Source organism: Pseudomonas sp. ANT_J28 (assembly GCF_008370005.1).
GTDB lineage: Bacteria > Pseudomonadota > Gammaproteobacteria > Pseudomonadales > Pseudomonadaceae > Aquipseudomonas > Aquipseudomonas frigoris.
Genome location: NZ_VOBM01000058.1, coordinates 17,257 through 30,623, shown reverse-complemented (window position 1 = coordinate 30,623; position 13,367 = coordinate 17,257). Strand labels below are relative to the sequence as shown.

At 60.5% G+C, this 13,367-nt stretch carries 13 protein-coding genes and 1 pseudogene; 8 read left to right on the top strand and 6 right to left on the bottom strand.

Features of this window, described 5'->3' with window-relative positions; genetic code table 11:
* The first annotated feature begins 297 nt into the window (after positions 1-297).
* The gene (locus FQ187_RS27595; RefSeq protein WP_046044710.1) at positions 298-1,656 is read left to right on the top strand and encodes an 8-oxoguanine deaminase; all 1,359 of its coding nucleotides are present in this window, start codon (positions 298-300) and stop codon (positions 1,654-1,656) included.
* Between the two features lie 62 nt (positions 1,657-1,718).
* On the opposite strand, the gene FQ187_RS27590 is transcribed toward FQ187_RS27595, so the two are convergent.
* Complete coding sequence (locus FQ187_RS27590; RefSeq protein ID WP_149631898.1) at positions 1,719-2,807, bottom strand: calcium:proton antiporter; 1,089 nt, start codon at positions 2,805-2,807, stop codon at positions 1,719-1,721.
* A 298-nt stretch (positions 2,808-3,105) separates the two neighbouring features.
* Between FQ187_RS27590 and FQ187_RS27580 the strand changes: the two genes are divergently transcribed.
* The 3 genes and pseudogenes from FQ187_RS27580 to FQ187_RS27570 all read left to right on the top strand — a co-directional run bounded on the left by FQ187_RS27580 (position 3,106) and on the right by FQ187_RS27570 (position 5,931).
* A complete protein-coding gene (locus FQ187_RS27580; RefSeq protein WP_149631896.1) occupies positions 3,106-4,188 on the top strand; it encodes a BMP family ABC transporter substrate-binding protein in 1,083 nt (360 codons plus the stop codon).
* 71 nt (positions 4,189-4,259) lie between these two features.
* Positions 4,260-4,850 (top strand): annotated as a pseudogene (locus FQ187_RS27575) (2OG-Fe(II) oxygenase family protein); the annotation flags it as partial.
* 127 nt (positions 4,851-4,977) lie between these two features.
* Positions 4,978-5,931, top strand: a complete 954-nt coding sequence (locus FQ187_RS27570; protein WP_149631895.1) for an adenosine deaminase — start codon at positions 4,978-4,980, stop codon at positions 5,929-5,931.
* A 123-nt stretch (positions 5,932-6,054) separates the two neighbouring features.
* Here the strand turns inward: FQ187_RS27570 and FQ187_RS27565 are convergent, their stop codons facing one another.
* The 3 genes from FQ187_RS27565 to FQ187_RS27555 all read right to left on the bottom strand — a co-directional run bounded on the left by FQ187_RS27565 (position 6,055) and on the right by FQ187_RS27555 (position 9,542).
* The gene (locus FQ187_RS27565; protein ID WP_149631894.1) at positions 6,055-7,434 is read right to left on the bottom strand and encodes an MFS transporter; all 1,380 of its coding nucleotides are present in this window, start codon (positions 7,432-7,434) and stop codon (positions 6,055-6,057) included.
* Between the two features lie 127 nt (positions 7,435-7,561).
* Complete coding sequence (locus FQ187_RS27560; protein WP_149631893.1) at positions 7,562-8,296, bottom strand: helix-turn-helix transcriptional regulator; 735 nt, start codon at positions 8,294-8,296, stop codon at positions 7,562-7,564.
* A 316-nt stretch (positions 8,297-8,612) separates the two neighbouring features.
* Positions 8,613-9,542, bottom strand: coding sequence for a LysR family transcriptional regulator (locus tag FQ187_RS27555; RefSeq protein ID WP_149631892.1), 930 nt, complete (start codon positions 9,540-9,542; stop codon positions 8,613-8,615).
* 119 nt (positions 9,543-9,661) lie between these two features.
* Here FQ187_RS27555 and FQ187_RS27550 point away from each other — a divergent pair, with 119 nt between their 5' ends.
* The 3 genes from FQ187_RS27550 to FQ187_RS30075 all read left to right on the top strand — a co-directional run bounded on the left by FQ187_RS27550 (position 9,662) and on the right by FQ187_RS30075 (position 11,321).
* Entirely contained in the window at positions 9,662-9,955 is a 294-nt protein-coding gene (locus tag FQ187_RS27550) for a putative quinol monooxygenase (protein ID WP_149631891.1), read from the top strand.
* A gap of 34 nt (positions 9,956-9,989) precedes the next feature.
* Complete coding sequence (locus FQ187_RS27545) at positions 9,990-11,003, top strand: zinc-binding alcohol dehydrogenase family protein (protein ID WP_149631890.1); 1,014 nt, start codon at positions 9,990-9,992, stop codon at positions 11,001-11,003.
* Positions 11,004-11,150: 147 nt separating this feature from the next.
* A complete protein-coding gene (locus tag FQ187_RS30075) occupies positions 11,151-11,321 on the top strand; it encodes a hypothetical protein (protein ID WP_178122782.1) in 171 nt (56 codons plus the stop codon).
* Positions 11,322-11,329: 8 nt separating this feature from the next.
* On the opposite strand, the gene FQ187_RS27540 is transcribed toward FQ187_RS30075, so the two are convergent.
* Both FQ187_RS27540 and FQ187_RS27535 read right to left on the bottom strand, forming a co-directional pair.
* Positions 11,330-12,526 carry a multidrug effflux MFS transporter gene (locus tag FQ187_RS27540; protein ID WP_149631889.1) on the bottom strand — a complete coding sequence of 399 codons (1,197 nt, stop codon included), beginning with the start codon at positions 12,524-12,526 and terminating at the stop codon, positions 11,330-11,332.
* Positions 12,527-12,619: 93 nt separating this feature from the next.
* Complete coding sequence (locus tag FQ187_RS27535; RefSeq protein ID WP_149631888.1) at positions 12,620-12,817, bottom strand: heavy-metal-associated domain-containing protein; 198 nt, start codon at positions 12,815-12,817, stop codon at positions 12,620-12,622.
* Positions 12,818-12,964: 147 nt separating this feature from the next.
* On the opposite strand from FQ187_RS27535, the gene FQ187_RS27530 reads away from it, so the two are divergent.
* Positions 12,965-13,348: a hypothetical protein gene (locus tag FQ187_RS27530; RefSeq protein WP_123369238.1), complete on the top strand. Its 384-nt coding sequence runs from the start codon at positions 12,965-12,967 to the stop codon at positions 13,346-13,348.
* Positions 13,349-13,367: the final 19 nt, after the last annotated feature.

The following is a 13,367-nucleotide window of genomic DNA, read 5'->3' as shown; positions in this document are numbered from 1 at the left end:
CGCCGAAGTCTGCAAGTAACCATCAAGCACTGCAAGCCACCCTGTGGGAGCGGGCGTGCTCCGGGGTGCGTTCCGACGAAGGCGGAGTGTCAGTTGACATCAATGTTGCCTGACACACCGCCTTCGCGAGCAAGCCCGCTCCCACAAGGTTATTTATCGTCCTGTCGGGCCGGGCTTGCTCCCAGCTTACTTTTGTTTGAAACTCCGCACCTCGTCCCCGCGACGACCCTGGATCAGCAGACAGGGTAATCACTGAGCTGGCTAACCTGAACCCCACTTTCAGAGGAGCCGGCCAACATGCCTGCGACCCGTACCTGGTTAAAAAATCCCCTCGCGATCTTCACTGCCAATGGCCTCGATGCCCGTGGCGGCCTGGTGCTGCAAGACGGTTTGATTGTCGAAGTGCTCGCCGCCGGCCAGCAACCGTCCGCGCCCTGTGGACAAGTGTTCGATGCCCGCGAGCATGTGATCCTGCCGGGACTGATCAACACCCATCACCACTTCTATCAAACCCTGACCCGCGCCTGGGCGCCGGTGGTCAACCAGCCATTGTTCCCATGGCTGAAAACCCTCTACCCGGTCTGGGCTCGCCTCACCCCTGAAAAACTCGCCCTCGCAAGCAAAGTCGCGTTGGCCGAGTTGCTGCTGTCTGGCTGCACCACCGCAGCAGATCACCATTACCTGTTTCCCGAAGGCCTGGAAAATGCGATCGACGTACAAGTCGAGAGCGTCCGCGAACTGGGCATGCGCGCCATGTTGACGCGCGGTTCCATGAGCCTCGGCGAAAAGGACGGCGGCCTGCCGCCGCAGCAGACCGTGCAGGAAGGCGAAGTCATCCTCGCCGACAGCCAACGCTTGATCGCCGAGTACCATGAGCGTGGCGACGGCGCGCAAATCCAGATCGCCCTGGCGCCCTGCTCACCGTTCTCGGTGACCCCGGAAATCATGTCCGCCAGCGCCGAACTGGCGAACAAACTCGACGTGCGCCTGCACACCCATCTGGCCGAAACCCTCGACGAAGAAGACTTCTGCCTGCAACGCTTCGGCCTGCGCACTGTGGATTACCTCGACAGCGTCGGCTGGCTCGGCCCGCGCACCTGGCTGGCTCACGGCATCCACTTCAACCCGGACGAAATCGCTCGCCTCGGCGCCGCCGGCACCGGGATTTGCCATTGCCCGAGTTCGAACATGCGTCTGGCTTCCGGCATTTGCCCGACACTGGACCTGACCGCTGCCGGCGCGTTGCTGGGCTTGGGCGTGGACGGTTCGGCGTCCAACGATGCGTCGAACATGATGCTGGAAACCCGTCAGGCGCTGTACATTCAGCGGCTGCGTTATGGCGCCGAGAAGATCACCCCGGAACTGGTTTTGGGGTGGGCGACCAAGGGTTCGGCGAGTTTGCTCGGGCGTACCGATATCGGCGAGCTGGCGGTGGGCAAGCAGGCGGATCTGGCCCTGTTCAAGCTCGATGAGCTGCGGTTCTCCGGCAGTCATGATCCGGTGTCGGCATTGCTGCTGTGCGGTGCGGATCGGGCGGATCGGGTGATGGTCGGCGGCAAATGGCGGGTGATTGATGGGCAGGTTGAAGGTCTGGATTTGAAGGGATTGATTGCCGATCACAGCCAGGCGGCTCGGCAGCTAATCGCCGGCACCTGATACAACACAAATCAAAACTGTGGGAGCGAGCAAGCTCGCTCCCACAGGGGTTTGTCGTGGTCCTAGAGACCGAGCAGCGACAACATGATGAATGTCGCAAACAACACAAAGTGGGTCATGCCTTCGATGGCATTGGTTTCGCCATCGTTGAGGTTGATAGCGCTGACGATCAGGGTGAGGAAGACCATCACGGTCTGCACCGGGGTCATTGCCATCTGGAACGGCTGGCCGGTGTAGAGCGCCATTGCTTCCATCACCGGCACCGTCAGGATGACCGTCGACAGCGACGCGCCCATGGCGATGTTGACCACCGACTGCATACGGTTGGCCAGTGCCGCCCGCAACGCCGTCAGAATCTCCGGCGCCGCCGAGATTGCCGCCACCAGGATCGCGGTGATCACCGGCGGGGCGCCCGTCCCTTCCAGGCCCAGGTCGAGGGTTTTCGACATCACTTCGGCCAATGCGCCGATGACCACCACGCCGAACACCAACGTGCCGATACTCAGCACCAGATTGACCGGTTCAGGCTCTTCCTCCGGGACTTTCTTGCGACGTTTTTCCGGGTAGCTGTAGCTGAAGAAATAACTGTGCGGCCCGGCCTGCATACGCAGGAACAAGGTGTAGAGCACGACCATCGCGCCGATGGTGAAGCCTGAATAGAGTTTCCAGCTGGCCTCGGGAATGAACTCCGGCACCACCATGGAAACGCCCATGGCGGTGAGGATCATCGCGCTGTAACTGCGCGCCGAGTCATCGTTGTAGGACTGTTCGCCATGCTTGAGCCCGCCCATCAACGCGGCGAGGCCGAGAATGCCGTTGATGTCGAGCATCACCGCCGAATAAATCGTGTCGCGCACCAGCGTCGCAGAGGCCTCGTTGCTCATCATGATCGCCAGAATCACCACTTCCACCAGCACCGCAGCCAGGGTCAGGATCATCGTGCCGTAGGGGTCGCCAACTTTTTCTGCGAGCAGTTCGGCGTGGTGGGCGACGCGCATGGAGGCGGCGACGATGAAGGCGATCAGTACGAGGCCGGCGGTCAACGCAATGGGTTGGCCGCTGTGCAGCATCCAGTGTTCCAGCGGATAGGCGACGACGGCGGCGAGCAGGGCCAGCAACAGAAACGTTTCTTGCTTGAGGAGTGTGAGCATTGCGGGCCTTTTTGCCGAGTGACGCGAAACCAGAGTGATGAGCTAGTGACTGCGAGGCGGCGCTAACGTTTCGTTACACCTTAGCGCACCAGTGGATGGCAACAGGTTCGAGGGATGCACTTTTATTGGCCTTGCGGGCCTCTTCGCGAGCAAGCCCGCTCCCACATTGGATCGCATTCCCCTGTGGGAGCGGGCTTGCTCGCGAAGGCTTCACCACGGTTTCGGAGATTTTGTTGTCTTGTTGGTCAGTAATTTGCATTGGCCTTGCCAACCTCACAACACCATGGAGTTGGAATTCATGCACAAACGTCCGTTGAAGAAGCTGCTTTGCGCCGTCGCCGCAGCCATCGGTCTGAGCACCACCCTGACCGCCAGTGCCGCCGACCCGCTGAAAGTCGGCTTCGTCTACATCGGTCCGATTGGCGACCACGGCTGGACGTATCAGCATGAACAGGGGCGCAAAGCGCTGGCGGAAAAATTCGGTAACCAGATCACCACCAACTACGTGGAAAACGTCGCTGAAGGCGCCGACGCCGAGCGGGTGATCCGTAACATGGCCAAGGACAAGTACGACCTGATCTTCACCACGTCCTTCGGCTACATGAACCCGACCCTGAAAGTCGCCAAGCAATTTCCCAAGGTGACCTTCGAACACGCCACCGGCTACAAACAGGACAAGAACCTCGGCACCTACCTGGCGCGCACGTATGAAGGTCGCTACGTCGGCGGTTTCCTCGCGGCGAAGATGACCAAGACCAAGAAGATCGGTTACGTCGCGTCCTTCCCGATCCCGGAAGTGATCCGCGACATCAACGCCATTCAACTGGCCCTGAACACGTACAACCCCGGCACCGAGATCAAGGTGGTGTGGGTCAATTCCTGGTTCGATCCGGGTAAAGAAGCCGATGCCGCCAATGCGTTGATCGATCAGGGCGTGGACGTGGTGTTCCAGCACACCGACAGCCCGGCGCCGATCCAGGCGGCTGAACGCCGCGGCGTGTATGCCGTGGGCTACGCTTCGGACATGGCGCACTTCGGGCCGAAAGCGGTGCTGACGTCCATCGTCAACGACTGGGGCCCGCACTACATTCAGGCGACCCAAAGCGTGCTCGACCACACGTGGAAATCGCAGGATTACTGGGGTGGTTTCAAGGAAGGTACGGTTGAACTGCCGATCAGCGATCTGGTGCCAGCGCCGGTGAAAGCCGAGGCAGAGCGGATCATTGCCGACATCAAAAGCGGTGCTTTCCACCCGTTCACCGGACCGATCAAGGATCAGGCAGGCGTCGAGAAGATTGCAGCGGGCGCGACGGCGAGCAATGCGGAGCTGGCATCGATGAACTACTACGTTGAAGGCATGAAGGCCGACATTCCGAAGTAACTCCCGAGGCGAACACAAATCCCCTGTGGGAGCGAGCTTGCTCCCACATGGATCTTCAGCGTTCTTGAGGAGCCACCGAACAACTCGCCCCGAGCAAACCCAGCGACCTGAAAGAAACCTTCGACATGGGCCTGCACCTGCCGGCCGATCACCCTGACGTACTGGCGGAAAAACCACTGCGCGGCCCCAACCGTCATCCGTCGATGCCCGGCTGGGAATCGCTGATGGAACAGCACTACGTCGACATGCAGGCCTTGGCCCTAACCCTGTTACGGGCCATAACCGTGGCGCTGGGGATCGAGCGCGACTTTTTCGACACCCGCTTCGTTGAGCCGGTCAGCGTGCTGCGGATGATTCATTACCCGCCGTGCCACACGGCGAGTTCCGAAGAGCAACAAGGCGCCGGCGCCCACACCGATTACGGTCGCATCACCCTGCTGTATCAAGATGCCGCCGGCGGCCTGCAAGTGCGAAACGTTAAAGGCGAGTGGATCGATGCACCGCCGATCGACCGCACGTTCGTGGTCAACCTCGGCGACATGATGATGCGCTGGAGAAACGACCGTTACCTGTCGACGCCGCACCGGGTGATCAGCCCGCTGGGCGTGGACCGTTACTCGATGCCGTTCTTCGCCGAGCCGCCCCCCGACACGGCCATTGAATGACGCCGAGACCTACGCCTATCGACGGAACAGGAAGCGCTGTGATGAACCGGCTGGTCAGGTTTTGCTAATTGTTTCCACGGGCATCTGTAGAATGCTCGCCATCTGCACCTGATGAGAAAAGACTATGTACGACTGGCTGAACGCCCTGCCCAAGGCAGAACTGCACCTGCACCTTGAGGGTTCGCTGGAGCCTGAGCTGCTGTTCGCCCTGGCCGACCGCAATAAGATCGCCCTGCCGTGGAGCGACGTAGAAACCCTGCGCAAGGCCTACGCCTTCAACAACCTGCAAGAATTTCTCGACCTGTATTACCAGGGCGCCGACGTGTTGCGTAGCTCTCAGGATTTCTACGACCTGACCTGGGCTTACCTGTTGCGTTGCAAGGCGCAGAACGTGATTCACACCGAACCGTTCTTCGACCCGCAGACCCACACCGACCGTGGCGTGCCGTTCGAAGTGGTCCTCAACGGCATCGCCGCCGCGTTGAAGGATGGCGAGCAGCAACTGGGCATCACCAGCGGTTTGATCCTGAGCTTCCTGCGCCACTTGAGCGAAGAAGAAGCCCAGAAAACCCTCGACCAGGCGCTGCCGTTCCGTGATGCGTTTGTCGCCGTCGGTCTGGACAGTTCGGAAATGGGTCATCCGCCGAGCAAGTTCCAGCGCGTGTTCGATCGCGCTCGTCACGAAGGCTTCCTGACCGTCGCCCACGCCGGAGAAGAAGGCCCGCCCGAGTACATCTGGGAAGCCCTCGACTTGCTGAAAGTCCAGCGCATCGACCATGGCGTGCGCGCCATCGAAGACGAGCGTTTGATGCAGCGGATCATCGACGAACAAATCCCGTTGACCGTGTGCCCGTTGTCGAACACCAAGCTCTGCGTGTTCGATCACATGTCTCAGCACAACATTCTCGACATGCTCGAGCGTGGCGTGAAAGTGACCGTGAACTCGGATGACCCGGCGTACTTCGGCGGTTATGTCACCGAGAACTTCCACGCGTTGTACACCCATTTGGGCATGACTCAGGATCAGGCCAAGCGATTGGCGCAGAACAGCCTGGATGCACGGTTGGTGAAACCATAAGCCTCACCGCAATACCCATGTGGGAGCGGCGGTGCGACGATTCGACTTGCTCGCGAAGAGGGCGTGTCAGTCAACATTTATGTAGCTGACACACCGCCTTCGCGAGCAAGCCCGCTCCCACATTCAGATCGGTGTGGCTTCGCTCAATTCCTCCAATGTCTTGCCCCGGGTCTCCATCCCGAACACCCACACCACCCCCGCCGCAATCGCAAAACACATCGCCCCCAGCGCAAACACCCCGCCCTGCCCGGTCATCGGGAACACCAGCCCGGTCACCATTGGCCCGAGCAACGAACCCACGCGGCCAATCGCCGACGCAAAACCCGAGCCCGTGGCACGCGCCGATGTCGGGTACAACTCCGGTGTGTAGGTGTAAAGCACCGCCCACATGCCAAACAGGAAAAACTGCATCAGCAGCCCCGAGGCAATCAACAGGTTGACGTTGCCGCCAAACACCGCGCTCTGACCATAGAGAAACGCCATCACCCCACCGCCAAGTAACGTCACCACGCACACCGGTTTACGCCCCCAACGCTCCACCAGCCAGGCGGCCATCAGGAAGCCGGGAATCCCGCCGAGGGAAATCACCACCGTGTAATACACCGACTGGGTCACGGCAAAACCCGACTGCTGCAGCAAGGCACTGAGCCAGGACGTCAGGCCATAGAACCCCAGCAAGGCGAAGAACCAGACGCTCCAGATCATCATCGTGCGCTGGCGGTACAGCGGCGACCAGATCTGCCGCAACGCGGAAAAGAAATGGCCCGGCGTACTCGCCACTCTCGGCAGGCGGATCGGCTCAGGCAGATTCGAACGTCCCAGAGATGTCCGGACCCGCTCTTCGATGCGCAGCAAGACCTTGTCCGCCACGTCATGATGCCCGGCCTGTTCCAGCCAGCGCGGTGATTCTGGAATGAAAAAGCGAATCGCCAGGACAAACACCGCCGGCACCGCCAACACCAGGAAGATGTCCCGCCAGCCAATCACCGGCAGCAGGAAGTACGACAGTACGCCGGCGGCGACGAAGCCCAGCGGCCAGAAACCGTCCATCAGCGCAATGTAACGCCCGCGCCGTTTGGCAGGAATCAGCTCCGAGAGCATCGACTGAGCGATGGGAAACTCCATGCCCATGCCGATCCCCAACAGGATTCGGAACAACGTCAGCGTTTCGACGTTCTGCGCCGTGGAGCACAGATAACTGGCGATCCCCCACAACACGATGCTCCACTGGAACACCGGTTTGCGGCCGAAGCGGTCGGCCAGCATGCCCGACAGCGAAGCCCCCACAACCATCCCGAAAAAGCTCGAACTGGCCAGCAACCCGGCCTGCGCCGTGCTCAGGCCAAACTCGGTTTTGATCGAGCCAAGCAGGAAAGTCATCATCGCCAGGTCCATGGAGTCGAAGAAAAACGCCAGGGCAATGATGATGAAAATGATCCGGTGATAACCGCTGATGGGCAGCCGTTCCAGCCGTTCTGCCGCGCTGAAGCCTCGTGTTTCCATGCCACATTCCCCCAATCCGAAAGTCCCGGGTCGAGTGTGCGCGATAGCCGCTGGGGGTTACTGCTGGATGCGACCTGTTCGCAGCTCTGAACGACGCCCGAAGCTTCGGACGTCGGTCGCGATGCGTCTACAACGCCATTTCCAGCTCGGTTTCCTTGGCGAAACGATGGATTTCACGCTGCCCCGCGGCGGTGATCTGCAAGGCTCGCGAATCGTTGGGCAGGCTCAGCCAACCTGACTGCATGAACAATTGCAGCAACGCCGCACCCAGTGATCCGCCCATGTGCGGGCGTCTTTCGCTCCAGTCCGGGCAAGCGCAGGCGACTCGGCTGTTGCGATGAGCCAGCGCCTGGATGAACACACCCCGTGTCGCCAACTGTGTGGCGCCCTTGTGAGTGATCATGACCCGCTGATCGAACTGTTCGATCCAGCCTGCATCCAGCAGGCGCTGGTAAAGATCGGCGGCAAGGGTGCCGCCCAAATGGTCGTCGCAAAGCCTGGCGCGCAAGAGTGACGAAGGCGCCGCCTGAGGTTTGGCGATGGGTGTCGTGCGCCTGAAAACGTCCGGGATTTCCCGAGGCGTGCTGGCGAGGGTGGCGCTGGCCAGGGCCTCTATCGCGGCACCCACTTCGGGGGCGGCAAGACGGAAGAACCGTTTGCGGCCACGGATTTCGACTTTCAACAGACCTCCGGCGGACAAACGCCCCAGATGCGCACTGGCCGAAGACGGTGACAGGCCGGCCAACAAGGCCAGCTCTTCGGTTTGCCGCGCCGAGCCGTCCATCAAGGCCCACATCATTGCGCTGCGCTTTGGGTCAGCCAGCAACGTGGCGATCTGGCTGATGCAAGGTGCATGTTCCATGTATTCACTCCCTGTTGAATCGTTTCGTCTACTGCTCAGAGACATCTTGACCAGTAATGTGTCGTCGGCCAAGGCGTGGAAACGCCATAAACCGGGCAAAGCCAGCCAATCACACGGGCTATTGCTTCGCAGGTTTCGCAAAGCCGCGGCGATTGACCATAGGGCCTGGCTGACTCGGACGTGGACTCGCCATTGCGAGATCGACGGTGCGTACATGAGGCGAGCGCTAGTATATGCGGGTTAACCGCCGGTTCCTGCCCTTGGGAAACCGTTGGTGGTGATAGTTCCTGAGTGAAATTTCGCTATTTGCCTGCGACTAATGATCGGGGCCCGATAACGTCGGAAATTGGCTACTCAACCGGGCGCATCGGCTGGCGAGCATTTCCCGCAAAAGGTTCACCGGCTTACTCAATTGTGCGCGATGGGCGCACAGCAAATTCAGCGGTGCGCGCTCACAGAGCAGTTCCGGCATGAGCACTTTCAATCGACCGGCCAGCACATCGGCCGCGACATCGAGCCAGGATTTGTAGGCGATCCCGGCACCTGCCACGGCCCACAGCCGCACGACATCGGCATCATCGCTGAAACGATCGCCGCTGACGGTCAGGCTGACCTCGCGTTTGCCGTCGTGAAAACTCCAATGATCGTGGACCCGGCTACCGAGCATGAACAGCAGGCAGTTGTGCTGAGCCAGTTGCTCCAGTTGCCGAGGTTCGCCATGCAGGGCCAGGTAACTCGGGGCGGCACAGAGCACGCGGCGGTTCTGCGGAGCAATGGGCAGCGCCACCAGGCTTGAGTCTTCCGGCTCGCCGTAACGCAGGGCGATGTCCACCGGTTGGCGGAACAGGTCGGCGATGCGGTCGCCCAACAGCAAACGCACCGTAAGCTTTGGATGCTCTCGCTGAAACTCGTCCAGCCAGGGCAGCAGCAAGTTACGACCGAAGTCAGAAGGCGCCGAGAGCTGCAAAATCCCGCTGACCTGGTCCTGACCGCTGGCCAGCAAACGGCGACCCTCGTCGAGATTGCTCAACGCAGCCCGAGCGTATTCGAGAAATCCCTCGCCTTCAGCGGTCAGCCGCAGGCTACGGGTAGAACGGGCAAGCAACCGGGCGCCGAGCTGCTGTTCGATGCGCTTCAACGCCGCACTGGCTACCGCGGCCGACATGTCCATCCCGCGCGCTGCCGCTGACAGACTGCCCAGGTCCACTGCCCGGACAAACAACTGCAAGTCATCGAAACGCAGCATTGTTCAGCCTCGATTATCAAAAAAATATTGAAAGAGACTGCTCTTTTAGCGGGTTTTATCTTGCAGAGAAATAGCTAATCATCCGTCCCATCGAATTCATCCCGTTCCCGGAGCCGAACATGTCCCAGCCTTTTACCGCCATCGCCACCCTCATCGCCAAAGCCGGCCAGCAGGACGCCCTCGAACAGCACCTGCGTGCGCTGCTGGAACCGACCCGCGCCGAGACCGGTTGCGGTCAATACGACTTGCACCAGGACCTCGCCAATCCTCATGCCTTCTACATGATCGAAAAATGGAGCAGTGACGAAGCCCTGCAAGCCCATGACGCCAGCGCGCACATCCAGAACTTCCGCGCCAAGGCTGGCGACTTTCTCGAACACTTCGACCTCAAGCGCCTGCGCTCCATCGTCTGATCACTGCCTTCTTTATTACTTCTCAGGAGCCCGTATGAAAGCCATTGCCTACTACGCCTCGTTGCCAATCAGCGACGAAAACTCTCTGCAAGACATCGAACTGCCAGAGCCGGTTGCCGGCCCGCGTGACCTGTTGGTGGAAGTCAGAGCCATCTCGGTCAACCCGGTGGACACCAAGGTCCGCCAGAACGTCCAGCCTGAAGCGGGCGCGCCGAAAGTGCTGGGCTGGGACGTGGCCGGTGTGGTCAAGGCCGTCGGCAGTGAAGTGACGCTGTTCAAGGCCGGCGACAACGTGTTCTACGCCGGCTCCATCGCCCGCGCAGGGGGCAACAGCGAACTGCACGTGGTCGACGAGCGGATCGTCGGCCATATGCCGAAAACCCTCGGTTTCGCCGAAGCCGCTGCGCTGCCGCTGACCGCCATCACCGCGTGGGAATTGCTCTTCGAACGCCTTCAAGTGCGTGAAGGCAAAACCGATGACGGCCAGAGCCTGTTGATCGTCGGTGCCGCTGGCGGTGTGGGGTCGATCCTCACGCAACTGGCCTGCCAGCTCACTGGGCTGAACGTCATCGGCACGGCTTCCCGGCCGCAAACCCAGCGCTGGGTTCGTGAACTCGGTGCCGACCTGGTGATTGATCACAGCCAGCCGTTGAGCGAAGAACTCAAACGCGCCGGCCTCGATCAGGTGACCCACGTCGCCAGCCTGACCCAGACCGATCATCACCTGGATCAATTGGTCGAGGCTTTGGCGCCGCAAGGCAAACTGGCTCTGATCGATGATCCGAAGGCGCTGGACGTGACCAAACTCAAGCGCAAGAGCCTGTCGCTGCACTGGGAGTTCATGTACACCCGCTCGCTGTTCGAAACCGCGGACATGATCGAGCAGCACAAATTGCTCAACCGCGTGGCTGAGCTGATCGACGCCGGGACGTTGAAGACCACGGTCGGTGAGCACTTCGGGACCATCAACGCGGCGAACCTGCGCCGTGCCCATGAGCTGTTGGAAAGCGGCAAATCCAAGGGCAAGATTGTGCTCGAAGGGTTCTGAAACAAACTGACGGTGTCGCCCAGATGGGCGACACCGTCAGTCCGAGAGTTGACCCTTGTCACAATTGCGATCGTATTCAGGTCTACAATCGAAGCCTCTGCGGCACGCTCTTTTATGTGACATCTTTTACGAGAGGAGAGATCAGCAATGAAGATCCTGATAAAAGAATTGGCAAAATCCCAGTGGCAAGTCCGTCTGGACCAGCACGTCGTGACATTCCGCAGCGAAGCCGAAGCCCGCGCCTTCACCCGCACCCTCGAAGCGCGACTACAAGCACCACATCAAATTATTGACCGCCAGCAGCGTGCCGCTGGCTGAGTCCGCCCTCAGACCTGGGCTTGCGCCAGCGCCCGGGCATTTTGCAAACGCCGGGTGAGCATCGCCACGCTCACCACCAGAACTCCGCACAGACTGATGACCATGGCCATCGGCATGGCGCTGCCGTCGTGTAAAACTCCCACCAGTGTTGCGGCCCCGGCGGCGACGCTGAATTGCAGGCAACCGAGCATCGCCGATGCACTGCCGGCGCGCGCGCCCTGCCCGTTCATGGCGCAGGCCGAGGCGTTGGGGAGGATGCAACCGAGGCTGGCGATGCAGACAAACAGCGGAATCAGCAACGGCCATAGCTGCGCGGTGTGTAACGAACTGACGGCCAGCAGCGCCAGACCGGCGCCGACGTAGATCCATACGGTGCGCGCCAGCAGAAACGCCGGGCCACGCTTGGCCAGCAATCGTGCATTGAGCTGCGCCACCAGAATGAAACCCGCCGCGTTGGTGCCGAACAGCCAGCCGAAATGCTCGGCCGGTACGCCATACAGCTTGATGAACACGAACGGTGAACCGGCGATGTAGGCAAACATCCCGGCGATGGCGATGCCACCGGTCAAGGCGTGGCCGAGGAACACCGGATCCGACAACAGTCGACCGTACTGACGCAACGCGCCGGACAACGGTTGACGCGGCACATGGGCCGGCAGACTTTCCGGCAGCCCAAGCGCCACGGCCAAACCCGCCAGTGCACTGAAACCGGTCAACACGAGAAAGATCGACTGCCAGCCCGTGGTGTTGACCAACAGCCCGCCCAGCATCGGCGCAAGAATCGGCGCCAGGCCCATCACCAGCATCAGCTGCGAAAAGACCTTCGCCGAACCCACCGCATCGCATTTATCGCTGACCACCGCGCGGGAGATCACCATCCCTGCGCAACCACCCAGCGCCTGAATGAAGCGTGCACCCATCAACCATTCAAGGTTCGGCGCGTAGGCGCAGGCCAGGGAGGCTGCGGTGAACAGCCCGACACCCGTCAGCAAGGGAATGCGGCGCCCGAAGCGATCCGCTACCGGGCCATAAGCCAACTGACCGATGGACAAGCCAAGGAAATACGCCGCCAGGGTCAGCTGAACGTGTTTTTCATCGGTGCCGAAGGCGAGCGCCATCGCCGGGAAGGCCGGCAGATAGAAATCGATCGCCAGCGGACCGAAGGCGCTCAAGGCGCCAAGAATCAAAATGGTACGGAAATTCATCAGGCATCCAATTGGACAGGGGCGGCAGCCCCACAGTCTAGCCGCGCATGGACGCCTTGAACATTCCGTTAGGTCACTAACTATTAAAAAGCTTCAGGCGACTTTCGCCTCGTAGCCTTCTTCGGTGATCACCGCGATCACCTGATCCGCCGACAAAGCACTCTTGACACCGACTTCTTTCGCGGCCAGATCGATACGCACGCTGGCCGCAGGATCCTTGGCTTGCAGTGCCTCAGTGATGGTTTTGACGCAGTGACCGCAGGACATGCCTTGAACGTTGAACACTTGCATGGGATGACTCCTTGAGTAAGGTTGCGTGCAGTCTCGAGCTTGCCACCATGGCAAGGTCAAGTTCTGAAGTGCGCTGCCGGGCTGGCAATCAACGTCGCGCTCGGCCAAGCTGCGTCTATCAATGACTCGACATCAGGAGATTCAGCCATGCGCTGGTCAGCTCTCAGCCTGTTTGGCTTTCTCAGCCTTTTCGCCGCCGTGCCCTCGGTCAATGCTGCCGGGGAGGACTATGGCGTACTGATCATTTCCCGCGAGCGCCTGGAAGTCGCGACCTCCTGCGAGATTGGTGTGTATATCCAGGATCAGCTGTCGGCGCGGTTATTCCAGGAACAAAGCACCTCGTTCAACCTGCCGCCGGGTAATGTGTCTTTGCGCCTGAAACTGCTGCCGGGGCAAGCCCCCGGTTGCAACCCGGGCATGCTCGCACCGGGTTCGCAGAACATCACGCTCAAGGCCGGTGACGTGCTGAAGTTCCGGATTGCGATGACGCAGGAAGGGATGTACCTGAAACCCACTGCCCTGGACTATTGATGCCGGTCTTTTGATCTGG